A 23004-nucleotide genomic window follows, 5' to 3' on the forward strand; every position below is an offset into this window, starting at 1 on the left:
GACCCCAAACAAGATAGGAGTGCGAATGAGCGCAGTCGTAATCGATGTGATCGAGAAGGGCACGATCGCCCGCAGCTTCCTCAAACAGATGGGTATCTCGAACTTCTTCGACGGGGGCCTCACCGAGGTGGCGATCAACCGTCCCGGTGAGATCTGGACAAAAGGCGGTGCCGGATGGCGACGACACGACGCACCTGCCTGCTCGCTCGACGCGTGCTTCAAGCTCGCGAACGCTCTGACGGTGATGAAGGGCGGCAAGTTCTCGACGAAGGAGCCCATTCACCCGGTGGTGCTGCCCGATGGGCAACGCGGGCACGTTCTGATGCAGCCGGCCTGCGAGCAGGACACTATCTCAATCACCGTCCGTATCCCGTCGAATGTGCGCTTTACGGCTGATGAGTATGAGACCAACGGATGGTTTGAGGGATATCGCGACGTCTCGCCGCGCCGCGACATGCCACCGGGGCTCGACCTGCAGCCGTTCGAGCTCGGGATGCTTGAGGCGCAGGGTCAGCGCAACGTCAGGCGCATGCTCGAGTTGGCGGTGACCAACCGGTTGAACATTGCGCTCGCCGGCGGCACCGACTCAGGCAAGACGACACTGAACAAGGCGCTCTCTGACCTCGTGCCGTCCGATGAGCGGATTGGCACGATCGAGGACACGCCGGAGCTATCGCTGCCGAATCACCCGAACCGCGTGCATATGTTTTTCAGCGACACGCTGCCGGCGAAGGAACTGGTGCGCTCGACCCTGCGCATGACGTTCGATCGTGTTTTTCTCGCCGAACTGCGAGGTGACGAAACATGGGACTACCTGACGCTGCTGAACACGGGCAAACCCGGTGGCATCACGACGGTGCATTGCAACGATGCACGTTCGGCCCATTCGCGCATCGCGACGCTGGTCAAGCAGAGCGCGGTCGGCCAGACGCTCGACTGGCAATTCATTATGGACCAGGTGCGGGTCACGGTGGATCTCGTCCTGTTCATGCGCAACAGGCGACTGGCCGAGATCTGGTTCGACCCGATCGGCAAGGCGCAACTGCTGGGTTGTGTCTCATGAGCGCCGATGCCGCGGCGCAGATGATCGAACAGATCGCGATCAGCCTGTGCGGTGCGCTCGCCGTGTTTCTGTCGCAGGACCGGCGTGCGCACTGGCGGCGCTGGGCCTGCGTCTTCGGGTTGGCCGCGCAGCCGTTCTGGTTCGACATGGCGTGGCGAGCGCATCAGTACGGCGTGCTCGCGCTGTGCTTTGTCTATGCGGCGTCGTGGGCGCGCGGTTTCACGGCGAACTGGCTCGTCCGCAGGGAGGACCGTGTATGAACTTCGCGATCAGCGATATCGAGGCGGCGATCGAGGGATGGCGCATGCGTTCGCCGTCGGACGAAGCATTTGCTGCCAGCACAGAGGTCCGCGCGCTGGCGCGGCTCTACGGCGCCGTGATCGTGCACGGCTGTAAGGGTATCACCGACGCCGGGCTGGACGACGCGCAGCGCGACGCCTTGCGGATCCTGTCCGCCGATCCACTCAGAGAGTTGCCGCAATGAAGGCAGATCTTCCGGTTCCCGCGATTGCCGATGCTGCGGACTCGCACGATGACAGCCAGTGCAAATGGCGACCGTCCGGCGACTTTGCGCTGGTCCATCCGTCGGGCTGGACGATCGCGCGGTACTCAGTCTATGGCGAGTGGGACTACCTGTTGTGGGAGCCGATCAATCGCTGTACGGCGGACAACAGCAACCAGTTCCACGGACCCTTCGGTAACGTGCGCGACGCGATGCGCCTGCATCGCGACCTGAGCGCGCATCTGCAACAACATGAGATGGCTGCATGACAACGCATCTGAAATTCCAGGTCGCTATCGGCGCGTCCACCCACTGAGGACCGAACCATGCCGAAACCGCTTCGAATTCTGATTCCCGTCGTGGTCTTCCTGCTGATCCTGTGCGGCTTCGCATTCCTTGGGCAGTTCGCCGGCGGCCAGCTTTTCGCGAAGATGCAGAAGCTGCCGGAGGGCAGCGCGGGCGTGTTCACGCTGTACGACTACTGGCATGCCTACGGCGACGTGCCTGCGGTGATGCGCGCGCTCAAGGTGTGCACGCTGCTGTCGGTGGTCATCACCGGCCTGCCAGTGGTCGTGATCACGATGGCGCTAGTGTCGGGCCGCAAGCGCCTCGCGCAGTTTGGCGAGGCCCGGTTCGCAACCCGTAACGACATTGTGAAAGCCGGTCTGCTGGAGAAGAAATAACCATGACTACCTCACAACATCTGTATCCGCCGTTCATTGTCGGCAAGTACAAGGGCGAATACCTGAAGTATTACGGACAGGACTTCCTGATGACAGCTGCCGGCACCCGCTCCGGCAAGGGCACGTCGCTCGTGATCCCGAATCTTCTCACCTATCCCGATTCCGTCGTGGTCGAGGACATCAAGGAAGAGAACTACCACTATACGTCCGGCTACCGGCGGGCATGCGGTCACGAAACCTATCTGTGGGCGCCGTTCTCGGAAGACGGACGCTCGCACGCGTACAACCCGCTCGAATACATCGCCGAGCGACCCGCCTATGCGCGCGTGGGCGACGTGATGACGATCGGCGAACACCTGTATCCGTCCAACGTCGACGCGCGTCTGAAGTACTGGAACGACAACGCCCGCAACCTGTTCATCGGGATCGTGCTGTATCTGCTGGAAACGCCCTCGCTGCCGTGCACGTTCGGCGAGATTCTGCGGCAGGCTTCGGGCAAAGGCAGGGCGATCCGTGAACACATCTCGTCGATCGTCAGCACGCGTGCCGATGCAGCGCATGCGACCGACGGGCTGCCGGTGCTCAGCTTCGAGTGTCTCGATGCGCTGAACCGTTTCCTGTCGCAATCGAAGGAAGCCTTCGCGAACATCGTATCGACGATGACCGCGCCGCTGAACGTCTTCAGCAATCCGGTGGTCGACGCGGCAACCAGCCGCTCGGACTTCGATCTGGCCGATGTGCGCAAAAAGCGTATGTCGATCTATGTGGGCATCAAGCCGGGCGACCTGAAGGCCGGTGCGCTGCTGGTCAATCTCTTTTTCTCGCAGCTGATCGACCTGAACACGCGCGAGCTGCCTGCCGAGAATCCTGCGCTCAAATACCAGTGCGCGCTGATCCTGGACGAGTTTGCAGCGCCCGGCAAGATCGACATCATCGATACGGCCAACCCGTTCATTGCTGGCTACAACCTCCGGCTGATGCTGATCTTTCAGGGCATGTCGCAGATCGAGGATCCGAAGTTGTACGGCAAGCACGGCGCCGAAACGCTGGCGATCAACTGCAAGATGCGCAGCCTCTATGCACCGCGTACGGTCAAGGAATCGGAAGAGTACGCGAAGATGCTGGGGACCTTCACTTACATGGCTCGCTCGCGTAACCGAAGTCGCGGGCGGAGTTCGTCGACGAGCATCAACGAGTCGGAGCACGGCAGGGCACTGATGATGCCGCAGGAGCTGCGGGCGCTGAAGCACAACAAACAGATCATCACGATGGAGGGGTGCGAGCCGATCCTTTGCGAGAAGGCGTTTTTCTACGAAGACGCCGAACTCGTCGACCGGCTTGTGCAGCAGAGTCCCTATCTGCGGGCGGTGATGGCGACGCTTGAGAAGACCAACCGCCGGCGCGCCTGGTTCGGTTTCGGTCCGAAGTTTCCCAACGAGGTACAGATGAAACACGCCGCGTTCGTCGCGCGCGAATTGTGCGCACCCGTGCCAAAGATCGACGTCGAGCAGTGGTGGCAGGCACAGAACGCGGCCCGACGTGCGCAGCAGGCAGCGGCGGCCGCAGACGCCGCCAGACAGTCGGCCGGTCAGGGGCGTGACGTCCGGGAGCACGAAATCGGAGTGCTCGCGCCTGTCCACCTGGCCAACCGTAACAGCATCCGCGCATCGCTGTTCCAGTTGATGCCTTATCTGCGAGAAGTCCTGCCGGACGCGGCGGCCGCCGTGTCGGTGCAAACCGCAGCACCTCAATCACAACCTGAACCGCAAGGAGTGACCGTATGAACGAGATCGAATTTCCCGCTGACGGGATCGACTACCGCGAACGCGACGCGGCAAACGCCGACGATGCGTCGACCATTCGCGCGCGCGCCACGCCGCCGGCGAACGAGCCGGACGCGGGCGCTGTGCCCGGCACTCCGGAAACGCCGGTCGATGACGCAACCGAAGAGCGCCTGAAGAAGATCCGCGCGGCCGATCGGGAAAAGGTCGAGAAGCTGCTCAAGCGCGACTCATCGACCGACGCAGCGACCAGCACAGCCACCGACGAGGCGGTGAAGCCGGCCGCCGGCACCGGCAAACCGCTCGGGAAGAAGGGCGAGCAGCCGGAGAACACCATCCGCCCGAAGCCGGTTTTCGAGAAGACCGGCTATGAAGTGCCGAAGTCGGTCACTAACCGGTACGTGGCGCATGAGGGCAAGTTTCTCGATCGCAAAAGCGAGACGGTGCACTTCGAGGACAAGGGCCGCTCCCTGTCGACGGCCAGCGAGGACCGCGACGTGATCGCGCACATGGTCGAAGTCGCGAAGGCAAAGAACTGGGGTGAGCTGCAGCTTAAGGGCAGCGAAGAGTTTCGTCGGCAGGCTTGGATCGCGGCCGAACTCGCCGGTGTACCGTCGCGTGGCTTGAAGCCTGGTGCGCAGGATTGGGCGGCACTGACCGCTGCGCGCGAGGCGATGCGCATCGGGGCCGGTGACAAATCCAATGATACAGACAAGGCGCGCACGAATGAGATGGAGGCAACAGATGCAGCGGGGCAAAAGCAACCTGCAGCGCCGGGGTCGGCGAAAACGGCCACAACAGGGCGTGAAAACGCCGCGCCCGGAGGCAACCCGACGACCGCCACGCAACCATCTGCGGCTGCGCCGGCGAGTCCCGTTCAGGGCAAGCCAACGCCGGCCGGTGTCACGGCGGGGGTGCTGGTGGCGCACGGTCCCGCCCCGTTCAACCACGATGAAAAGCAGAACGACAGCTACTACGCGACGGTGCGGACAGAGGATGGCGAGCGCACCGTCTGGGGACTGGACATCGAGCGCGCGATCGGCGAAAGCGGTGTGCAGCCCGGTCAGCGGATCGAGCTGGAAAAGGGCGGCAGCAAGACGGTAACAGCGCAGCAGCGCCAGTTCGACGAGAAGGGTACCGAGCTCGCGCCAAAGTCAGTCGAGAGCCGGCGTAACGAATGGCTGGTGTTCTCGCCCGATGTGCCGGGTCTGCCCACGCGCGAGCAGCGCGAAGCGCTGACCAGCGCGCGGCGCGAAGCTGATGAGCGCCGACAGATCAATGAGGCGCGTGAGCGGTTCCTGAGCGGAGACTGGAAATACTCGAAGGAACAGCAGAAGACGCTCGATGAGGCACGCGAGCGCATCAAGGCGCAGGCCGCGCGCGAGGTGCTGCGTGACGAGATCAAGGGTCTGCCGGAGCAGCAGCAGGAGAAGCTAATGGGGGAGTTCGAAAGCGCCGTGGCCGAGGCGCGCGCAACTAACCGGCCACTGGACGTGCCCATGCCACAGGTAAGCGAAGCAACGATCGCGGCCGTGCGCGAGCAGATCGAGCGGGAGCAACGGGGCCAAACTCCCGCAGCACAGCAGACCACCCGACAGGCGACGCCGGAGCGCGGACAGGACCCGCAGTCGCAGACCGCCGAACACGATGGGCCGACGCTCGAAATGGAACCATAAGGCGGCGGACAACAACGGGCGGCCGCGATCGCCTCGCGACCGTCATCGTCAAATCGAACAACAGGAGCAAACCATCATGAAGATCGCTGTAATCAACTTCTCAGGCAATGTTGGCAAGAGTACCGTTGCACATCACCTTCTCGCGCCGCGGCTGGAGGGTGCCCAGGTGATTCCTGTCGAGTCGATCAACTCGGACGACAGCGAAAAAGGATCGGCGATGCGTGGGAAGGAGTTTGGGGAACTGCAGGACAAACTCATGACCTTGCGGCATGCCGTGGTCGATATCGGCGCATCGAATGTCGAAGACTTTGTCTCGCTGATGCGGGACTATCACGGTTCTCACGAAGACTTCGATGCCTTCGTCGTACCGACCGTTCCTGCGCTTAAACAACAGGTCGATACAATTTCGACATTGCGCGCACTCACCGGAGAAATCGGTGTGCCGGCAAACCGCATTCGCGTCGTGTTTAACACGGTCACCAAGAAAGACGACGTGTCAAAGATTTTCTCGAAAATTTTCGACTACTACGCGGAAAACCGCAATTTTGTCTTGAATCGCGATGCGGTGATGTATGAGAACCCTATCTACGAAAAGATCAAGGCTTTCGATCGCTCCATCATCGATATTCGCAATGATCCGACCGACTATGTCGCGATGAACGCCGAAGCAATGGAGAGCGGGGAGCCCGAGGAACATCTTGCACAGATTCGCCAACTGGTTGCAATTAAACGTCTGGCCACGCGGGTAACCACCGAACTGGACGCAGTCTTCAAACTCGTGGTGCATTGATGGGCGCATCGGACGATTCGATTCGCGAGGAACTGATCGGCGCAGTACTGGGTGAGCTATCGCTGCTGCGACGGGACGTGAAGGGCCTGTCCCGGCTGCTCGATACCACGGGCAAGCAGTTCAAGGACGACGGTGAACTTACGCTGCTGCGCTTCACATCCCGCTACGAGCAGTTCCTCAACCAGTTCGCAACATCGAGCACCGATGTGCTGGCCGAAGCGGGACGGTTTTCAGAGGCCCGGGATCAACTGCTTGGCGAGATCTCGCTCAGGCAGTACGACGAAGCCAACGGCCGAAGTCGCGATCTGCTACGCGACGTCTTGCGCGACGAGCGCGTCCGCGGCATCGGCCGAATCGAACTAGCCGTATGGACCGCGTGCGCCATGCTTGGCTCAGCGGTGCTCACGGTCGGAGCCCTTGCGGCGCTGCGGTTGCTGTCCATCTGACTGGAGATCTCATGAAACGATTGATCACTGTATTGATCTGCAGCGCGGCGGCCATCCCGACGATGGTGACGGCCGACGACGACAACACCTCGGCCTGCGGTGTGGTGCTGTGCCTGGCAGGGCTCATGGACGGTGGCAATGGCGGCGGCCAATGCAATCAGTATGAACGTGACTATTTTTCGATTGTGCGCTATCACCACGGGCATTTCGATCTGAGTGGCACGTCGAGCGCCCGGGGCGATTTTTTGAATCAATGCAATTCCGTCGGGAGTGACCAGAAGAGTTCCGTGAATTCGAAATACGGCGGTGTCGAGAACGGCCCCTGAAGTGCTTCTCTCAGCCCGGCACGTCTGCCCTCGTGGATGCCGGGATTTCACCGTCGTTGGCACCGTCGGCGACGGCGTTTTTTTGCAGCACATGATGTACGAACATTATTCGCCGAATACAACCAACCCTGCAGGAATCGCAGGTCCTGCCGGCAACGAAATCCTCGTCAATGAAAGATCCATCAAAGGGCTGGACACGACGCGCTCCGTCTGAATACCCTCATCCTGGGGCGGACGACCGCGAACCCCATGGTTAGTGGCAAGTCGCGGTGGGTGCTCTCATGCGGCGGCAGCCAGTTTGGCAGCTTCGCTATACCCGAAGACGCAATGATGCATCATGCAGCGCTGTGGGGCGTTGGGGGAAACGGCGAATAAGATACGCGCGGTAAACTGCGGGTTGATGTTGAGGAAACTTCGATTAAACGCACTTCCGGGAGCCTGCTCCGGCTTATGGAGCCCGGGAAGAGACCTATCAGGCAAAGGCACTCGCGCCCCGTTTCGACGCGTCGACGGCCCAGGTTGCGCAACCCGCGCCTCGTTCGCGCAACCCGACGCAACTGCAGATGTCCATCATCGCGTGGCCTGTGCCGCGGGCCGAGACAGGATCCATGACAGGGATTCGCTATAATTTCCCGCGTCCCCTAAAGCCATAACTTCAAAGATGTCATCCAGGCAGAACAAGTCGAGCCGCGGTCAAGGTCATCGATCCCTGACAAAAGCGCATCTGTTGCCGATGGACCGGTCTTCTGCCATTGAACGTTCACTAGCGTGTCATCTGGCGCTGGCTGCATGCCGCGACGGCCACGGCAATACCCATCTGATCAATGAGCTCATGCGTGCGGTGTACCTCGGCTGGTACCTGCAGCGGGCCGGCTATGGGAATCTGCCGGCCGAGCAGTTCAAAATCGCGGAATATGCCGTCGAGAACACGTTGGCTCACGCTCACGAAACTGGCGAATGGCGGCTCGAGCCTGACGTCATCAGTGACTTTGAAGCGCTGCTGTGCCTGCATGACGCCCAGATCGCGAAAGCGCGGCTTCACGAGGTGCAGGACGCTGAGCGCCAGTTGCTGCATTTCTTGAAGGGGAAGAGCGACTCTCCGATTCCGGGGACGCCGTAGCAGAGTCTCTGACGAGCTAATTGTCGCGTGAAATATAAATAGGATTCCTAAATTTGACATAAAAGAAATGATCAACATTTGAACGGTCGTGCTTTTTTTGGTTTTTATCCGATGCACATCCACGCGACACTCGTCGTCAGTCAACGGTCGGTTAACGGGTCAGAAAGTCGTTGACGGTCAGCCACAGCGGCTCGTCCGGCCGCGCGAGTAACTTTCTTTGTGCGACCGCGACGATGCGGTTGCGGCCGTTTTCAAATGTCTTGAGTGTGCGCGCCGCGTCGGCGTCGGGCGGTAGCCAGAAGTGTTCTTCGAGTGCAGCACGCGCAACCGCGCCTTCGGCGTCGCGGCCGCGGGCCGACAGCATGAAAACCACGGCGCGTCCGTCCGGCGAGACGGCGGCCGCGCGATCAAGAACTTCCATGACACACCTCGACGATGTCATTCGCGGTCTTTGTATTTGTACTGCGCCGCGCAGCGATAAATTTACCAGAAGTCACAAGCCCATCGATCACCAACGACGTAACGATCCGGCGCGCGCCCGCCGCCCGTGGTTGCCTATCCCTTCCACCTGCTCCGCGCGAGGTGTGATTTCGTTCACTTCTGCGATGGGCTCGACGAACGGTAACGCCACCCTGAGGTGGAGCGACTTCTTTTTGTACATCGAGCCCCCTGTCGCGACCTCAAACCCACCCCGGGACGGCACATCTTCGTCCGACCTCAGACGACCGGCGGGCTCACGCGCAGCGGGTGATCGCGCAGCCGATCGTACACCGGATGGTCGACAAAGTGCCCGTACTGCGGCGTCACCTGTCCACGTATTGACAAGACAATATGAAGACTTTTTTAAACCCCCACGCCCTCCCCCTCATAGGTCATCAAAGCCGTTTGATTGTTGTTCACGATGCTGCATCACTCCACCTGGCTATCGCAAGCTGCGAAATCAAAAAAAGTAACCTTCGTCAATTTTGAAAAGCGCTGTGGCCAATCAACTTTGCAAACATCACTCAGCCAGGTCGCTAGATCAATTGATATTGCAACGTGAGTCGTATTGACCCGAAGGTGCTAGCGACTCGGCCACGAACCGCGTTTGACAATCGTCCAGTAAAGCCATCCAATCAAGGCCAGCACACAGGCCCCAAGGAGCGTCGGCAGCAGCAAGAAAGACCAGCTGGGCTGAGCCAAGAAGATGATGACCGGATTGCTTCCGGCCGGGGGATGGACAGTGCGCGTGAGCATCATCAGCATCGTTGCACATGCAGCGGCGGCGGCCATTGGCAGCCATCCTGGACCGAATAGCTGAAGAAACAGCAAACCGACCAGTGATGTCAGAACGTGTCCTCCGACGATGTTGCGCGGTTGTGAAAACGGACTGGCCGGAAACCCGAATAGCAGCACACAGGTTGCCCCGAAAGAGCCGAGTACCCACGGTTGAGAGGTTTTCGCGGCCAGCATGCCGACGAAAGCCACGGCCGCGAACGCACCCAGGCCGGCGAGCATGATGCTGCCGGTCCGGACGCGTCGCGCCGAGGCCCCGTCGACGCCGGAGGGAGCGGCGGACGGAGACGACATGGGCAGCGTCAGCTCGTCTTGAAGCGCGCGGCTTCTTCCGAACCCTTCGTTGCGTTGCCCGCGCTATACGAGTGCGCGCCGACGCCGGCAAGTTTGCCGCCTTGCACGATCAGGTATTCATTGCGGATGGGCCTGCCTTCGAAGAAGCACTCGAGGATTTCGCGCGTGCCGGCGGCATAGCGAGCCTGCGCCGACAGACTGGTACCGGAGATGTGGGGCGTCATGCCATGGTGTGGCATGCTGCGCCACGGATGATCGGCCGGAGCAGGCTGCGGGAACCATACGTCGCCGCCATAGCCGGCTAACTGACCACTTTCCAATGCTGCGGCGACTGCATCGCGATCGCACAGTTTGCCTCGTGCAGTATTGATCAGATAAGCGCCGCGCTTGAAATTGGCGAGCGACTTCGCGTTGATCATGTGCTCAGTTTCCGGGTGTAGCGGACAGTTCAGCGTCACGACATCGCACACTTTGGTGAGGCTCTCGAGACTGGTGTGATGAGTCAGGTTGAGTTCCTTCTCGACGGACTCGGGCAGGCGGTGGCGATCCAGATAGTGCAGCTTGACGTCATAAGGCTTGAGCAGCCGCAGTACGCGCAGACCGATACGGCCCGCAGCGACGGTGCCCACGTGCATTCCCTCGAGGTCATAGGAACGCTCAACGCAATCGGCAATGTTCCAGCCGCCGTTGGTCACCCAGTCGTACGACGGGAGATAGTTGCGCACGAGTGCAAGCGTCGTCATCACGACGTGTTCGGCCACGCTATTGCTGTTGCAGTAGGTGACTTCGGCCACCGTGATGCCGCGATCCATCGCTGCCTGCAGATCCGTGTGGTCCGAACCGATCCCCGCTGTGACGATCAGTTTGAGCTTGGGTGCCTTCGCGATGCGCTCGGCGGTCATATAGGCCGGCCAGAACGGCTGCGAGATAACGATTTCGGCGTCACGGAGCTCGCGGTCGAGCACGCTGTCGGCACCATCTTTACTGGACGTCACGACCAACTGGTGATCTTTCGATTCGAGATATCTGCGCAGCCCCAATTCACCAGACACGCAACCTAGCAGATGACCCGGTGTGAAATCGATCGCTGCGGGCGTCGGCGCGGTTTGTCCGTCCGGATAATGGGTGATCGCAGGAATAGTGTCGCGTGCATACTTTTTCGGCATGCCCCTAACCGGATCGTCATACAACACGCAAACAATCTTTGCCATTTTTCTCACTCCGTTTGATTGAAAGAATCGCCCCGACGGCGTTGTGTCGGGGCGATGACTGGAGTCTCGGATTTCCAAACGAACGCGTCCAATCGTTTCGACGAATCCATAGATAAACGAGACTTATCAAACGGCCACACGCTTTGAGCCTGACAGCAATGAATCGAATTGATGTTGCAGATCAAGCTTTACTGCCTCGGTCCACATGGCTGTTACCAGAGGCTGCATCGACGGCTTGTTGCGGGTAATCAAGCCTATCTCTCGCGTGAGCTCTGGCTCGATACGGACCGCGCGCACTCGACGCTCTTTGAGGTCGTCAAGAACACTCAGTAGACTGTGTGGCAAGACGCTGTACATCCCCGCGTGTTGCACATTGGAGTGCAGTGCGAGCAACGAATCTGTTTCGAGCACCACGTTTGGTTGAATGCCCGCTCGCCTGAACGCCGCATTTATCACCTGACGGTTTTGCATAGCGGTGCTCAGAAGGCAGAACGGGAGATTCGCAAGAGCGGCCCATTGAACTGCACTGCGCCGTGATTCCCCCGCCTTGTTCGCTGGGGAAAGAAGGAAATAACGCTCGCGATAGAGAGGCAAGACTTCGAATCCGGCCTGCACGCGCTCGTCCAGGTATGTGAAGCCGATGTCTATCTCGTATTCGTCCAACTGACGAAGAATGGCCTCAGAGCTTAAGGAGCGAACCGTGTAAGACATTTCACCGTACTTCGCGCGACAAGGCCCCAGCAATAGGCCGACAATCGGCAGCGTCGTCGGAATGAACCCAAATCTCAATGTGCCGTTCAGGCCGACTTGAGACGCGGAAGCGTCCTGTCTCATGTTCTCGAGCGCAGCGAGAGTTTGGCGGGCCCAACCGAGCACCCGCTCACCTTCTTCCGTGAATCCCAAGAAGCGGCGTCCCCGCTTGACGAGTGCCAGACCGAGTTCCGCTTCAAGGCTCTGTATTGCAGATGACAGCGCGGGCTGCGAGACATTGCATATCTCGGCGGCCTTTGCGAAGTGTTGCTCGGTCGCAAGAGTAACCAAGTACTTGAGTTGCCTGATGAACATGGTGGGTGCGCTTTCGTCGGCCAAGAGGAAAGGGAGCTGGAATCAGGGCGCTCGCTTTAAAAGGCCTCGATTACAAGGAAAAGTTTTCAGCAGAAAAATCAGCCGCCCAGTTGACTGATTCACAGCCACGAACAACTCGCTGTATTCTGTTGAATATAACGCCAAGGCGCGATAACGTCTATAAGGCGTCGCCTCCGTTCAAGGTTGCGACCTGTCACGACGGCGCCGATGGCCCAGAAATCTGCAGCCGGCAGCTGCGGCGCGGCTCAGAACAGGGCACGTCAAGTTGCAACCGTGGGGATGATCAGAACAAGGCGCTCGCGTCCCAATTTTCAACGAGACATGCAATGAGGAAGCTTGTTCCAGTATCGAGGCTGACGTATAGCCGCTATTTGCTGGCGGCACCTTGCGGCCCACAAGACAGCGTTCTACCCTGAATCTTGATGCCACGAACAACGCTTCCGGTTGGCTGCAAATCTGCGTCGTTACACCGGCCAACTTTCCACCCTTTGCAAGTTCGTAGTGGGGAAAACATGCACGACGATAGGATTCCAGCTGTTGTCACGGGAAAGCGGCCCGTCGCACAAGGTTACTACGCTGTTGAATTTGAGATGACGCTCAACTCGGAGCTGCCACCGTTTGAAGACGGTGCGATAGTAGATCTTATCCGCCACAACGGGATTGATTCCAGGCACTCGCTCCCGTTGTGGCACGACTCTTCACGACGGAACGCATTCGTAGTGCACGTGCGGCAAGAGCCGGAAGAAAAATGCGAAGAATTTCGTCTGCTTTCTTCGTGGAACCGAGGGGACGAGATTTATCTCGGAGCTCCTCGGGGCGCTGAGGTAGCGATAGACCCACGCGCGCGCCATATTCTGTTTTCAGCGGGTGTGGGAGCAACCGCAATTGCGGGCTTTGCGAGAAGACTTGCCTCCACAGCGGGATGTTGCTTTGAGGTTCACAATTTCGCGCGGACGCCTGAACGGCTAGTCTTCCGCGCTGAGTTAGACGAGCTAAGTGAGCGTGCTCAAATCCGACACCAAATCGGGCTCAGCGAGGAGCAGATAGCCAATGCGACAGCCCACGCTGTCAGCCCTACTCAAGCGAACTCGCGAGTAATCTGCAGCGGACCACCTGCCTTTATGGAACTTATCGAACGGCAAGCCCTCCAGTGGGTCTACCCGTCCAATGTCCATAAAATCATTCTCGGAGAAACAACGCTCGATGTGGCGTGAGACGCCGCCTCGGTCGGCGAACAGACGGCACGATGTGCTGGCGCGACCGATATTTCGCCAAGCAGCATCAAACGAAGAGAGTGACCGACGCTAGCGGGCCGAGGTTGAAGTAGAGTCTCACCTTCCAACGATGCGGAATTAATTAAATCGACGCTATCTTCGACGTCTTAGAAAATCGCGCTGGCCCTTGGTACGGTACGTCGCAATGGGTTGGATTCCGTAGACTGAAGCGGGCTGGGTTTTCATGGGTCAGTGGGGTGCTTTGGAGGTTGCGCTATTTCTCTTTCACCTCGGCGTCCGCGAAACGTGGCGCACATGCAAGTCTGACTTTAGCCGCGACCCAACCTACGCGCAACGGGTCTCTGGCTGCCACGCTCGTAATTTGATAGTACGTGACATTCGGCAAAGTGACGTCAATCCTTCCAATGTGAAGCGGCAGGAGGGCGGCGTAATGCTCGCCGAACTTCCTCGTCGTGGTGAATAACAAATCCGACCGCTCAAGCAAATGTGGTATCACATCCACGAAAGGCACGGCAATCGTATTTCGGCGCCAAAGGCCCGCGTTACGGAGCACGACGTCCAAAGCTGGCTGAGGTTTCCTGATGTTGGATGCCAAGACAACTTGGTTGGATTGCCCATACTCAGCGGAAGACACGTAGCTCTGTCGCGACAATCGATTCTCGTCGCTCATCAGACAGACGAGCTCATCGTTGCCCAAGAACTCCTGGCCCGTCGAGCATGTCTCAAATCCGCTCACGATGGCTGTATCGAGTCGTCCCGAACCGAGTTCCTCAAACACTTCGGACGAGTCCATCGATTTGAATTCAACAGTCGTGTGCTCGGAACTGCCCAGAATTTCGGCAGTGATAGCCGGAACTAAAAAGCTCGAAAGTTCATCTACGCAGGCGATTAGGCATTTCCTCGGGACGATAGCATTCAACCCTCCTTGTGTTCGACCTGTCAAAAGGTCAGCGCACCCCGTGATAATCGAAAGCGACTCGGTAATTTCCAGCGCACGCTCCGTAGGCACTAGTCGGTTCTTACCGCGAACAAGAAGTGGGTCACCGAGTAGGTCGCGTAGCCGAGCGAGGATGGCACTAACCCCCGATTGAGACATATTAAGTTGAACCGCCGCGCGCGACACACTTTGTTCTCTCAAGACAGTGTCAAGTATGGTGAACAAACGCAAACCTATGCGTTCTTCACGCTCGCATTCTTGGAAAAGATCCGGACTTGACATTTGCTGCTCCTGGCAGATGCCGAGCGTGCTCCGCGGGTCACACGCTGTCCATGCCAGATACGCGGTGGGCTATTGGAGCGCTGACGATTCTCTATTCTGAGCGTCGCTAACCTTCGGAGACGCTCAGATTCAGCTTGATGTATCGTCGCGAGTCATCGCCACGAGTTCGTCGGCCGGTTCACGGTCAATGTGTTATTCACCGATGTGACTCCGGGTACGTTGCTGGCAACCTGCCCAGCAAGGTCAATCTGCTGCTGATTTTTTACAGTGCCTTGGAGCGTAATCTGCCCGCTTTTTGCCCGCACAGCGATGTCAATTGCGGTCAATCCCTTTGCCTTCTTGAGCGCCGCCTTGACCTGCCGGCGCAGCGTGCCATCGCTTACCCGCAACGAAGAGGCACTGGCTGCAGCCTGTGTATCACTGCTCGTTCCTGGCGGCTGCGCGAGAGCGTTGCAAGCCAACGCTACCGAAACCACACCCAAAACCGTACGAACAACGTTGCCGACCTTCATAGTGTCTTCCCCTTATCGATTGCTTAAACCTGCTTGCTTGGCCGACATGGTCGGCCGCTTAGAGCTGCGCCATCGGCGTGGGACTCAGGCGCACGTATTCCACACAGGTGAATACGCGGCCGTTCGAGCTTCTAGCCCACTGGATACTCTTCCCGCTCGCACAGATGCACGCCAGTGAAACTGCGCTGCGAGAATGGAAAGAATTGAGAATGGGACACCTTCATGGCGCCAGTTTGCCCTGCACTCCATCGACGAACCAATTCATGCTGCCGAGTTGATCATCGGATAGGGATTTTCCCGCCTCAATACGAATCTTCCCCGTGTCGTCCTTGATGGGACCGGTAAACGGGGCCAGGCGCCCACTTTTGAGTGATTCCCGAGCATCGCGGGTGACCTGCTGAACTTGCTCTGGCACTGACGCGCTGACGTGTGTGAGGTCGACCATCCCTTCTTTGACGCCCCAGTACACCGGCTTGTTCGTCCAGGTATTATGCTGGATCTCGTCGATGACCTTAACGTAATAGAGACCCCAGTTGTATTCGATGGACCCAATCTGCGCCTTTGGACCCCATTTACTCATGTCGGAGTCAAACCCGAACGCGTACACCTTGTGGTCTTCAGCAACGGACATCATTGCCGTCGAATCCGTGTTTTGGGTCAACACGTCTGCACCGAGTCCAATGAGCGTCTCGGCAGCCTGCTTTTCCTTGCCCGGGTCCCACCAGCTGTTAATCCAGAGGACCTTTACGACAGTGTTCGGCGCGACAGAGCGAGCGCCGAGCGCAAAGGCGTTAATGTTGCGCACGACCTCCGGAATCGGCATGGAACCGATGAAGCCCAGAACGTGTGACTTCGACATCTGGCCAGCCAGGACGCCGGCGAGATATTCGGCTTCGTAGACGCGACCATTGTATGTTCCAAGATTTGGTGCACTCTTGTATCCCGAGCTATTCAGGAACACGGTATCCGGGTAGTCGCGTGCTACCTGCAACATCGGATTCATGTAACCAAAGGCTGTCCCGATGATGACCTTATCTCCTTGCGATGCACGGTTCCTGAACACGCGTGACGCGTCTGCGCTCTCGGGGACGTTCTCAACGCGGGTGACCTTAATCTGATTTCCGTACTGCTTCTCGGCAGCAGCAATGCCAACCTCATGGGAGTGTGTCCAACCGCCATCTCCCGGGTTTCCGAAGTAGACAACGGAGATGTCCAAGGGTGCTGGTGCAGCGTCCGATTCAACAGACGTGACAAGACATTGCAAAGCGAGTAGCGCAAGCGCCGTGTGGCGAAGCGCTCCGTGGTAGATCTTCAACATGGCATTTCCTATGTTTGATGGAATTGTGGGAGGGGCTGACCGAGTCATCAGTCGTTTGTTAGAAATGGAGCGTTGCTTCAACAAAAGGCGTACTCTGGATTGCACCGCCCAGAGAGTTGTTCGCGCCGAACTTGTGATACCAGTATTCCCACCCCACACCAACCTCAATCCAGTTCTTCTTACCCCACACCAATTGGCCCACGTCGACCATGATCTTTGGATGGAACAACACTTCAGTCTTCGTCGTTTGCTTGAAGTCGTTGCCTTTCGGCCCAATGACGTTCAAGTAACCTTGGAGACTGAGCGGAACCGGGCCGACAGCGAACGGAATATTCCACGAACTTTCAATGTTGTATGTCCAGTGAAAGTTGGTCGGACCGTTAAAGCCGTCGTTGTTCATTTCCTTGTAGGCGCCTGGGGAAATCTGCCAGTACCCGACAGGAACGTTGATGTGGAAGCTCGGGCCAAACCGAAATGCGAATTCGCCTGAGGCGTAGTAATTGTTCTTTGCATCCCAGTTGAAGCCCGAGTTGAAGCCAATATCGGAAAACGGGCCGAAGGTGAATGCCTGTGTGTTGAAAATCTTGTTGAAGCTCAAGTCGTTCCGATACACGAACCAGCCTTCGAAGGCTCCTTGAGGTTGATGGCCGGTCGAATTCGCTGGATCCTGCCTGTTCGACATCAGAAGTAGCGCATCGAAGAAGTTTGTGCCGTACTTGAAGCCGTCCGTATGTGTGAACTCGATATTGTTCATACCGATGTTGTTGCCATTCGGATGGTTCGGGCTGACTGTGCCAGGCATTCTGAAGTACGGACCGTACCAATAGGAAATCGTGTCGTCCGACCATTCGAATGCCTGGGCGTGTGATGCGACCATGAGGCATGCCGCAACTGCCAATATTTGTTTCTTCATATAGTTCTCCTAAACGCTTGTTTCGGTTGAATCGTATGCTGCCGTCCCTAGGTGTGGGCTACATCCTTACTACTTCTTCCGGCATGGGAACCGGATCACATAATCGGCAACCGCGGTCCTTGTTGGGATGGAGGCCGATTTCGGGGACAGAGGATCTTCTCTGCACCACGTGTGATGCCCACAAGAGGCTTGACAGCCTGGCCTTCTAGTGCGCAACTCTGGTACACCAGAAGGTATTCCAAAAAAGCCAAATTTCCAAGCGTTTCAAAATCAGTGAAAATCCCTATCTGGGCGGCTTAACGGTTGCCAGGGACAAGGCCGAACGGAAAGGTGCAGGGGTATTCGCTGGAATGCCCGTTGTACGGGGGGGTCAATGAATCTTCATGCTAAATAGAGTTTTACGTCCCAAAACTGAAACGTTGCGTTTCATGGATGCCCTTCCGCGCCGAAATCTGTAGCGATAGATTTGGTCTACCGCCCGGCCATAGTCCTTTGGCGGCACCCGCTGATTGGGTCATGGCCTGTTTTTGGACCAGAATCATGCTTACTTATACGCCCCCCACCGCTGCAAAATTCATCCCTGTCATCGACCTTGAAGAAAGCTTTTCCGCCGACCTCGAGGCGAGAAAGAAAGTTGCGTGGGAGGTTCATAAGGCCTGCCGCGATACCGGCTTCTTTTATGTCTCGAACCACCGCATGTCGGAATCGATGACCGAAGGTCAACTTGCCCTTGCACGCGCGTTCTTTGCACTTCCCCTGGAAGAGAAGCTCAAAATCAATATCAATAACAACCCGACGATGCGCGGCTATGAGCCAATGTCCAGTCAGGCGCTGGACGATGGCTCGATGCCAGACCTGAAGGAAGGCTTCCTGGCGGGCATTAACGGCCTGCAGGCATACGTGACCAAGGGGGAGTACAACAGTCAGAATCAATGGCCGGACGCCGTTCCCAGTATGGCTCCGACGACAGATGCATATCTACTTGGGATGCTCGCTCTGGGTCGACACCTGATGAGCGTGCTTGCGCTGTCGCTCGAACTGCCCGAGGACTATTTTTCCGAGGGGCTCGACATGCCGATGATTACGACGCGGCTCCTCCACTATCCACCTCAGCCCAGGGTCGGCCAAGGGAATCAGCTCGGCGCGGGCGCGCACACCGATTGGGGAATGCTGACGATGCTATTGCAGGATGAGGTCGGTGGGTTGGAGGTGAGAAACGCGGATGGCGAGTGGGTGCGCGCGCCGCATATCCCTGGTACTTTCATTATCAATCTCGGCGACATGGTTCCTGTGCTGACGAATGGCCTTTATCACTCCACCATGCACCGAGTGCTAAATTCCACGCCAGACAGACATCGTTATTCGGTTCCGACGTTCTTTGACCCGAACTATTTCTTCCGTATCAAGCCGCTGGCGTCTTGCGGCGCCCCACAGGGCGGTCCTGCGCGCGAATATACGGTTGGCGAGCATATCGCCGAGATGTACGCGAAAACGTATGGAGGCAAGGTCGCCTGATGCCAGAGCCAGCATGGAGCAAATCCTGAGTCTTTTGGGCGAGCCGCGGCCGCCGGCCCCGCAGTCGTGCCAGATCCGGCGGCAATCTTTGGTCTAACCAAGAAGTCAGTCAGAGCAACCCGCCCGACCTGACCATATCGCTTTTTCAGTCAGGCGTTACTTCAGGAATGATTGTCGCGGACGTTGCAACGTAATTATTGAAGGTCGGTATGTCGCCGACGCTCTGGGCGACCAGGTCGATGAAGCTCTTCAGCTTCTTGCTCCCATAGCGTTGCCGATGGTACGCGCAAAAGATTCGCCGCATCTCGGGCTTCCACGCCGGCAAAACTGGTATCAGGCTTCCATGCCGGATTTCCGGCTGGACGAAGAAGTCGGGCAAAAGCGCAATGCCCAGCCCGTCTACGCAGAAAGTCTTCATTACCCAGTAGTCATTCGTCTCAATGATTGAACGGCTGATATAAGGATGGGACGTCTGCTGCGAATGGAGCGTCGTCTGACTCGCGGAATCAGGCTCGCGTAGAGCAATCCGTTCGTGTTTCACCAGCTCCCTTGGGTCCGATGGCAGCCCCTGCCGACGCGCGTAGATGGGACTCGCATACAGTCCATAGCTGAGTCTGCCAATGAGCTTGGCAATCACATTCGGCAGGTCGGGTGCCTCGGAACAGATATAACAGTCCGCATCTTCCACGCGAGGAGAATCGGGTCGACCGGCTGCGTACAGTTCGCACACGATATTGCTATATCTCGCCAGGAACTGTCGCGTCACGTGGCACACGAACGTAGTAGTGAAGTGGTTTTCCGCAAGGATGCAGAGTCGTCCCTTGCCGCCGCTACTCAACTCCTGGACCTCGGCCCTGGCGAGTTCCAGCCGGCCGCCCATCTCCAGAAGCAAGGACTCGCAGCGGATATAGAAGGCTTTTCCGGCCTCCGTCGGTACAACCCGCCTCGAAGAGCGCTCAATGAGCTCTACGCCCAAATCCTCCTCGAGTCGTTGCAGATGTCGGCTAAGGGTGGATTTCGAGATGCCTGTAAGCGCCTCCGCCTTCGTCAGACTGCATGTCCGCACGATGACGGCAAATGCTTCAATCAGCTTGATGTCGAGTGCCATCGCGAGTCAAACCAGCAGGTGCGGACGTTCGCGTCCGATTCCCGGAAAGTGCAACCATTCCGTAACCTGAGGGCGTTTCGCTCCGGTTCCGTAGTCGCTTGCTGTGACCAGAGTACCAGAACGTACGACCGTTCGCGAGGAACGTGAATTTTCGCGCGGTAAAGATTCTCAGTCCCGGGGTGGCCCAGAAAGTTCGCGAGGCGCAGGCAAAGTGGCGCTACGTAATAAACAACACGTAGCGCCTCGTTCCCGCAATCGAATTCGCCGAAATTCCTCAGACCTCGAGGTCTCTCGCAGTCTCCAGTGTAAGACGGGCAGCTTCCTCGTTCGTGTCTAGGCCGTTCAATATGACGTTCAGCACGATGGCCACAACCGCAGTCAGGAGGATGCTGCTGTTGAGAATCGGGCCTAGAGCGCTCGGCAGCTTCGCGAACAGTTTGTCCGACACGACTGGAATCATCCCTACACCCACGCTTATCGCCACGATGTAAAGGTTGTGCGTTTTGCCGAAGTCGACTTTAGTGAGCGTCTTGATTCCGTTTGAAGCAACCATCCCGAACATCACAATGCCGGCTCCTCCCAGGACGCATGGAGGAATTGATGCGACGATTACCGAAAGTTTCGGAACCAAGCCCAGCAGGATAAGAATGACCCCACCTACTGCACACACCCATCGGCTCTTTACACCCGTTACCGCGACAAGGCCGACGTTCTGTGCGAACGACGTGTAGGGAAACGTATTGAAGAGCCCACCAATGATGTTACCAAGGCCATCCGCTCTGAAACCGCGCGTCAACTCTTTCTCGGTGATTGGTTTGCCGGTGATTTCGCCAATCGCGAGGAACATCCCCGCCGACTCAACAAAGGTCACTAGCATGACCACACACATTGACGCAGTTGCCCAAAGGTCAAATTTCGGAAGGCCAAAGTGCAGGGGCATCACCCAGCCAATCCATCCAGCCTCCTGCAAACCCGAGAGCGAGACCTGCCCAAGTGGGATGGCAAGCAGGAAGCCGAAAACGAGACCCAACAGAATCGACAAGTTCCCCACAAATCCTCGGGCGAACTTCACCAGCAACAAAACAAAGACAAGCACAGCGCCGGCAATACACAGATAGACTGGATTGCCGAAGTCCGGATTGCCAAAACCGCCGCCAGACCAAGCCGCTGCCACGCCCATCAGCGAAAGACCAACCATGAGAATCTCGCTGCCGGTGACGATGGGAGGGAAAAATCGCAGCAACTTACCAATCAGCGGGGCCACCAGAATGCCGAAAATGCCCGCGGTGATCGTTGCGCCGTAAATTCCAAGTAATCCCAAGTCGGGATTCGAGCCGATGGCAATCATCGTCCCGAGCGCGGTGAAGGTGACACCCATCATAATCGGCAGACGAATACCTACGCCTTTGAAGCCAATCGTCTGGACCAGCGTCGCAAGTCCGCCCGCCAGCAAATCTGCGTTTATAAGGAACGCAACCTGGTCTTTGGGCAATTTGAGGACCGCACCGATAATCAAGGGCGTCGCAATTGCACCGGCATACATAATAAGCACGTGTTGGATGGCCAAAAGAATCAGCTCGCCGAACGGCAGCTTCTCATCGCATTCACTATCTAACATGACACACTCTCACTATAGGCAGATTCATAGGCCGACCAGCATCCACGTGTGGGCGCCGTTGTTTTATCGACGCTGGGTACCAGAACGAATACCTTGGAATGAAGAAAAGACGTTTATATTTAACGCGGTGATTCACTGTTGAGTGAGTCACCGCACAGATCACCCGCTTCTACCTTGCAGGCAGCGCATTTTTTGACGTTGACTTAGCCGCGATGAGCGTTCACGAAAGCTTCCAGATTCTCCGCTCGCTTCCTCGCTTCATGCACCGCCACTCTCTCCGCGTAGAGCTCGCGAACGAACCTGGCGACAAGACAGCTGTCGGCAAACATGTTGTATTTCCATCCCGTCCCGTAGGCCGCAAGGTTGATATTGTCGATGGTCATAATTTCCATCTTCGAGTCATCAACCTCCAGATACTGGTCAATGACTTTACGCACCAGCTCCTTCGTCGTCGCCAGCTTGTGGGCGTGCCATTCGTCGGTGTGCCATTCACCCGGCTTCGGATTCGAAAACGGGTACTGAATCGAGCGCCCCGGCCTATCAAACCCGAGGCCGTCCCACGGGCCAGTCTCGAAAGCCCACCAGTTGCGCGGGCCGTTCGGCGCAGCGGGCCGAACCTGCGTCCAGACGACCATGTTCTGCTTCAACCATTCGTCAGCAAAGCTGTCGTCGTTGTAGGGATCGAGTTTCCTGATTGCCTCTTTGTCACCCCGAATCTGGGATACGGCGTGCTCCACCTCATTTTCAATCTTGAAGATGCAGTGGCTGTAATCCATGCAGAAGTTGAAAGGGATGCCGCGGCTACGAACCGCCTCTGCCACCCGCGTGACACGGCGAAAATCTTCGGACCACATGTCGACGTGCGATTCGAACGAAATGGTCAAGTCGTATGGTTTCGCCTGGTCGTACGTGTACAGGTAGTAATCGACGATTTCCTGGTCAGTAACATAGTGACCGTCGGCATGCTTCGCCCAAATCATCAGGTTGTGGTACTTGGAGCCGACCTCGTGTGCACGCTTGAGGTTGGCCTTCAGGACCTCATCATCTTTCCCGAGAACGTATGTCCAGCTACCAGACAAAATCGGAAGGTTGTACTTCTCGCTCGCCTTCTGGTACTGATGCAGTTGGTCGTCATCGACCGGAATGCGGTCAACGAAATCCCAGAGTCCCGACTCCGACAGCACACGCAGCTGCTCTGCAATCGGAAGCTCCTCATCTGACACTGGTTTCTCAATCGACGACAGCTGAACACCTCGTCCAGCGCACGCCAGCTTAAACATCTTCTTTGTCATTACTCACTCCTGGAGAAATTG

At 57.7% G+C, this 23004-nt stretch carries 23 protein-coding genes; 12 read left to right on the forward strand and 11 right to left on the reverse strand.

The features are described from left to right. Positions 1 to 25 precede the first annotated feature (25 nt). The 11 genes from virB11 (at position 26) to HV773_RS06840 (ending at position 8387) form a co-directional block, all read left to right on the forward strand. The gene (gene virB11 / locus HV773_RS06790; protein ID WP_115783685.1) at positions 26 to 1063 is read left to right on the forward strand and encodes a P-type DNA transfer ATPase VirB11; all 1038 of its coding nucleotides are present in this window, start codon (positions 26 to 28) and stop codon (positions 1061 to 1063) included. Continuing rightward, positions 1060 to 1323 carry a hypothetical protein gene (locus HV773_RS06795; protein ID WP_115783686.1) on the forward strand — a complete coding sequence of 88 codons (264 nt, stop codon included), beginning with the start codon at positions 1060 to 1062 and terminating at the stop codon, positions 1321 to 1323. The genes virB11 and HV773_RS06795 overlap by 4 nt, the downstream gene beginning before the upstream one ends. Then, on the forward strand, positions 1320 to 1547 hold the full coding sequence (locus tag HV773_RS06800) for a DUF3717 domain-containing protein (protein WP_115783687.1): 228 nt from the start codon (positions 1320 to 1322) through the stop codon (positions 1545 to 1547). The genes HV773_RS06795 and HV773_RS06800 overlap by 4 nt, the downstream gene beginning before the upstream one ends. Next, positions 1544 to 1834 (forward strand): hypothetical protein, encoded by a 291-nt coding sequence (locus HV773_RS06805; protein WP_115783688.1) that lies wholly within the window; start codon positions 1544 to 1546, stop codon positions 1832 to 1834. The genes HV773_RS06800 and HV773_RS06805 overlap by 4 nt, the downstream gene beginning before the upstream one ends. Positions 1835 to 1891: 57 nt before the next feature. After that, positions 1892 to 2248, forward strand: coding sequence for a hypothetical protein (locus HV773_RS06810; protein ID WP_115783689.1), 357 nt, complete (start codon positions 1892 to 1894; stop codon positions 2246 to 2248). 2 nt (positions 2249 to 2250) lie between these two features. Continuing rightward, positions 2251 to 4032, forward strand: a complete 1782-nt coding sequence (locus HV773_RS06815) for a type IV secretory system conjugative DNA transfer family protein (protein WP_115783690.1) — start codon at positions 2251 to 2253, stop codon at positions 4030 to 4032. After that, a complete protein-coding gene (locus HV773_RS06820) occupies positions 4029 to 5705 on the forward strand; it encodes an LPD7 domain-containing protein (protein WP_115783691.1) in 1677 nt (558 codons plus the stop codon). Before HV773_RS06815 ends, HV773_RS06820 begins: the two co-directional genes overlap by 4 nt. Before the next feature lie 76 nt (positions 5706 to 5781). Continuing rightward, positions 5782 to 6495 (forward strand): StbB family protein, encoded by a 714-nt coding sequence (gene stbB, locus HV773_RS06825; protein WP_115783794.1) that lies wholly within the window; start codon positions 5782 to 5784, stop codon positions 6493 to 6495. Then, complete coding sequence (locus tag HV773_RS06830) at positions 6495 to 6941, forward strand: hypothetical protein (protein WP_115783692.1); 447 nt, start codon at positions 6495 to 6497, stop codon at positions 6939 to 6941. The genes stbB and HV773_RS06830 overlap by 1 nt, the downstream gene beginning before the upstream one ends. Before the next feature lie 11 nt (positions 6942 to 6952). Beyond that, on the forward strand, positions 6953 to 7267 hold the full coding sequence (locus HV773_RS06835; RefSeq protein WP_115783693.1) for a TrbM/KikA/MpfK family conjugal transfer protein: 315 nt from the start codon (positions 6953 to 6955) through the stop codon (positions 7265 to 7267). Between the two features lie 733 nt (positions 7268 to 8000). Further along, complete coding sequence (locus tag HV773_RS06840; protein ID WP_167470555.1) at positions 8001 to 8387, forward strand: hypothetical protein; 387 nt, start codon at positions 8001 to 8003, stop codon at positions 8385 to 8387. A gap of 151 nt (positions 8388 to 8538) precedes the next feature. On the opposite strand, the gene HV773_RS06845 is transcribed toward HV773_RS06840, so the two are convergent. The 8 genes from HV773_RS06845 to HV773_RS06880 form a co-directional block, all read right to left on the reverse strand. Continuing rightward, positions 8539 to 8808 carry a DUF1488 family protein gene (locus tag HV773_RS06845; RefSeq protein ID WP_115783694.1) on the reverse strand — a complete coding sequence of 90 codons (270 nt, stop codon included), beginning with the start codon at positions 8806 to 8808 and terminating at the stop codon, positions 8539 to 8541. 641 nt (positions 8809 to 9449) lie between these two features. Continuing rightward, positions 9450 to 9956 (reverse strand): HPP family protein, encoded by a 507-nt coding sequence (locus HV773_RS06850; RefSeq protein ID WP_115783695.1) that lies wholly within the window; start codon positions 9954 to 9956, stop codon positions 9450 to 9452. Positions 9957 to 9964: 8 nt separating this feature from the next. Beyond that, complete coding sequence (locus HV773_RS06855; protein WP_115783696.1) at positions 9965 to 11167, reverse strand: NAD-dependent formate dehydrogenase; 1203 nt, start codon at positions 11165 to 11167, stop codon at positions 9965 to 9967. A gap of 126 nt (positions 11168 to 11293) precedes the next feature. Continuing rightward, the gene (locus HV773_RS06860; RefSeq protein ID WP_115783697.1) at positions 11294 to 12232 is read right to left on the reverse strand and encodes a LysR family transcriptional regulator; all 939 of its coding nucleotides are present in this window, start codon (positions 12230 to 12232) and stop codon (positions 11294 to 11296) included. Positions 12233 to 13741: 1509 nt separating this feature from the next. Continuing rightward, the gene (locus HV773_RS06865; protein ID WP_115783699.1) at positions 13742 to 14707 is read right to left on the reverse strand and encodes a LysR family transcriptional regulator; all 966 of its coding nucleotides are present in this window, start codon (positions 14705 to 14707) and stop codon (positions 13742 to 13744) included. Positions 14708 to 14859: 152 nt separating this feature from the next. After that, the gene (locus HV773_RS06870; RefSeq protein WP_115783700.1) at positions 14860 to 15219 is read right to left on the reverse strand and encodes a BON domain-containing protein; all 360 of its coding nucleotides are present in this window, start codon (positions 15217 to 15219) and stop codon (positions 14860 to 14862) included. 220 nt (positions 15220 to 15439) lie between these two features. Beyond that, positions 15440 to 16537 carry a BMP family ABC transporter substrate-binding protein gene (locus HV773_RS06875; RefSeq protein ID WP_229758340.1) on the reverse strand — a complete coding sequence of 366 codons (1098 nt, stop codon included), beginning with the start codon at positions 16535 to 16537 and terminating at the stop codon, positions 15440 to 15442. Positions 16538 to 16595: 58 nt separating this feature from the next. Beyond that, positions 16596 to 17450 carry a hypothetical protein gene (locus HV773_RS06880; protein WP_115783702.1) on the reverse strand — a complete coding sequence of 285 codons (855 nt, stop codon included), beginning with the start codon at positions 17448 to 17450 and terminating at the stop codon, positions 16596 to 16598. 540 nt (positions 17451 to 17990) lie between these two features. On the opposite strand from HV773_RS06880, the gene HV773_RS06885 reads away from it, so the two are divergent. Beyond that, positions 17991 to 18965, forward strand: coding sequence for an isopenicillin N synthase family dioxygenase (locus HV773_RS06885; RefSeq protein WP_115783703.1), 975 nt, complete (start codon positions 17991 to 17993; stop codon positions 18963 to 18965). A 145-nt stretch (positions 18966 to 19110) separates the two neighbouring features. On the opposite strand, the gene HV773_RS06890 is transcribed toward HV773_RS06885, so the two are convergent. The 3 genes from HV773_RS06890 to HV773_RS06900 form a co-directional block, all read right to left on the reverse strand. Next, positions 19111 to 20073, reverse strand: a complete 963-nt coding sequence (locus HV773_RS06890; RefSeq protein WP_115783704.1) for a LysR family transcriptional regulator — start codon at positions 20071 to 20073, stop codon at positions 19111 to 19113. A gap of 274 nt (positions 20074 to 20347) precedes the next feature. Beyond that, positions 20348 to 21691 carry a nucleobase:cation symporter-2 family protein gene (locus HV773_RS06895; protein ID WP_115783705.1) on the reverse strand — a complete coding sequence of 448 codons (1344 nt, stop codon included), beginning with the start codon at positions 21689 to 21691 and terminating at the stop codon, positions 20348 to 20350. Positions 21692 to 21894: 203 nt separating this feature from the next. Next, complete coding sequence (locus HV773_RS06900; protein ID WP_162831541.1) at positions 21895 to 22983, reverse strand: apurinic/apyrimidinic endonuclease family protein; 1089 nt, start codon at positions 22981 to 22983, stop codon at positions 21895 to 21897. Between the last annotated feature and the right edge of the window lie 21 nt (positions 22984 to 23004).

It is taken from the genome of Paraburkholderia caffeinitolerans (assembly GCF_902859945.1).
Lineage (GTDB): Bacteria > Pseudomonadota > Gammaproteobacteria > Burkholderiales > Burkholderiaceae > Paraburkholderia > Paraburkholderia caffeinitolerans.

Bases quoted from the DNA above. Each gene is read 5' to 3' on its own strand.
- virB11 (WP_115783685.1), top strand. From the start codon at position 26: ATGAGCGCAGTCGTAATCGATGTGATCGAGAAGGGCACGATCGCCCGC.
- HV773_RS06795 (WP_115783686.1), top strand. From the start codon at position 1,060: ATGAGCGCCGATGCCGCGGCGCAGATGATCGAACAGATCGCGATCAGC.
- HV773_RS06800 (WP_115783687.1), top strand. From the start codon at position 1,320: ATGAACTTCGCGATCAGCGATATCGAGGCGGCGATCGAGGGATGGCGC.
- HV773_RS06805 (WP_115783688.1), top strand. From the start codon at position 1,544: ATGAAGGCAGATCTTCCGGTTCCCGCGATTGCCGATGCTGCGGACTCG.
- HV773_RS06810 (WP_115783689.1), top strand. From the start codon at position 1,892: ATGCCGAAACCGCTTCGAATTCTGATTCCCGTCGTGGTCTTCCTGCTG.
- HV773_RS06815 (WP_115783690.1), top strand. From the start codon at position 2,251: ATGACTACCTCACAACATCTGTATCCGCCGTTCATTGTCGGCAAGTAC.
- HV773_RS06820 (WP_115783691.1), top strand. From the start codon at position 4,029: ATGAACGAGATCGAATTTCCCGCTGACGGGATCGACTACCGCGAACGC.
- stbB (WP_115783794.1), top strand. From the start codon at position 5,782: ATGAAGATCGCTGTAATCAACTTCTCAGGCAATGTTGGCAAGAGTACC.
- HV773_RS06830 (WP_115783692.1), top strand. From the start codon at position 6,495: ATGGGCGCATCGGACGATTCGATTCGCGAGGAACTGATCGGCGCAGTA.
- HV773_RS06835 (WP_115783693.1), top strand. From the start codon at position 6,953: ATGAAACGATTGATCACTGTATTGATCTGCAGCGCGGCGGCCATCCCG.
- HV773_RS06840 (WP_167470555.1), top strand. From the start codon at position 8,001: ATGGACCGGTCTTCTGCCATTGAACGTTCACTAGCGTGTCATCTGGCG.
- HV773_RS06845 (WP_115783694.1), bottom strand. From the start codon at position 8,808: ATGGAAGTTCTTGATCGCGCGGCCGCCGTCTCGCCGGACGGACGCGCC.
- HV773_RS06850 (WP_115783695.1), bottom strand. From the start codon at position 9,956: ATGTCGTCTCCGTCCGCCGCTCCCTCCGGCGTCGACGGGGCCTCGGCG.
- HV773_RS06855 (WP_115783696.1), bottom strand. From the start codon at position 11,167: ATGGCAAAGATTGTTTGCGTGTTGTATGACGATCCGGTTAGGGGCATG.
- HV773_RS06860 (WP_115783697.1), bottom strand. From the start codon at position 12,232: ATGTTCATCAGGCAACTCAAGTACTTGGTTACTCTTGCGACCGAGCAA.
- HV773_RS06865 (WP_115783699.1), bottom strand. From the start codon at position 14,707: ATGTCAAGTCCGGATCTTTTCCAAGAATGCGAGCGTGAAGAACGCATA.
- HV773_RS06870 (WP_115783700.1), bottom strand. From the start codon at position 15,219: ATGAAGGTCGGCAACGTTGTTCGTACGGTTTTGGGTGTGGTTTCGGTA.
- HV773_RS06875 (WP_229758340.1), bottom strand. From the start codon at position 16,537: ATGTTGAAGATCTACCACGGAGCGCTTCGCCACACGGCGCTTGCGCTA.
- HV773_RS06880 (WP_115783702.1), bottom strand. From the start codon at position 17,450: ATGAAGAAACAAATATTGGCAGTTGCGGCATGCCTCATGGTCGCATCA.
- HV773_RS06885 (WP_115783703.1), top strand. From the start codon at position 17,991: ATGCTTACTTATACGCCCCCCACCGCTGCAAAATTCATCCCTGTCATC.
- HV773_RS06890 (WP_115783704.1), bottom strand. From the start codon at position 20,073: ATGGCACTCGACATCAAGCTGATTGAAGCATTTGCCGTCATCGTGCGG.
- HV773_RS06895 (WP_115783705.1), bottom strand. From the start codon at position 21,691: ATGTTAGATAGTGAATGCGATGAGAAGCTGCCGTTCGGCGAGCTGATT.
- HV773_RS06900 (WP_162831541.1), bottom strand. From the start codon at position 22,983: ATGACAAAGAAGATGTTTAAGCTGGCGTGCGCTGGACGAGGTGTTCAG.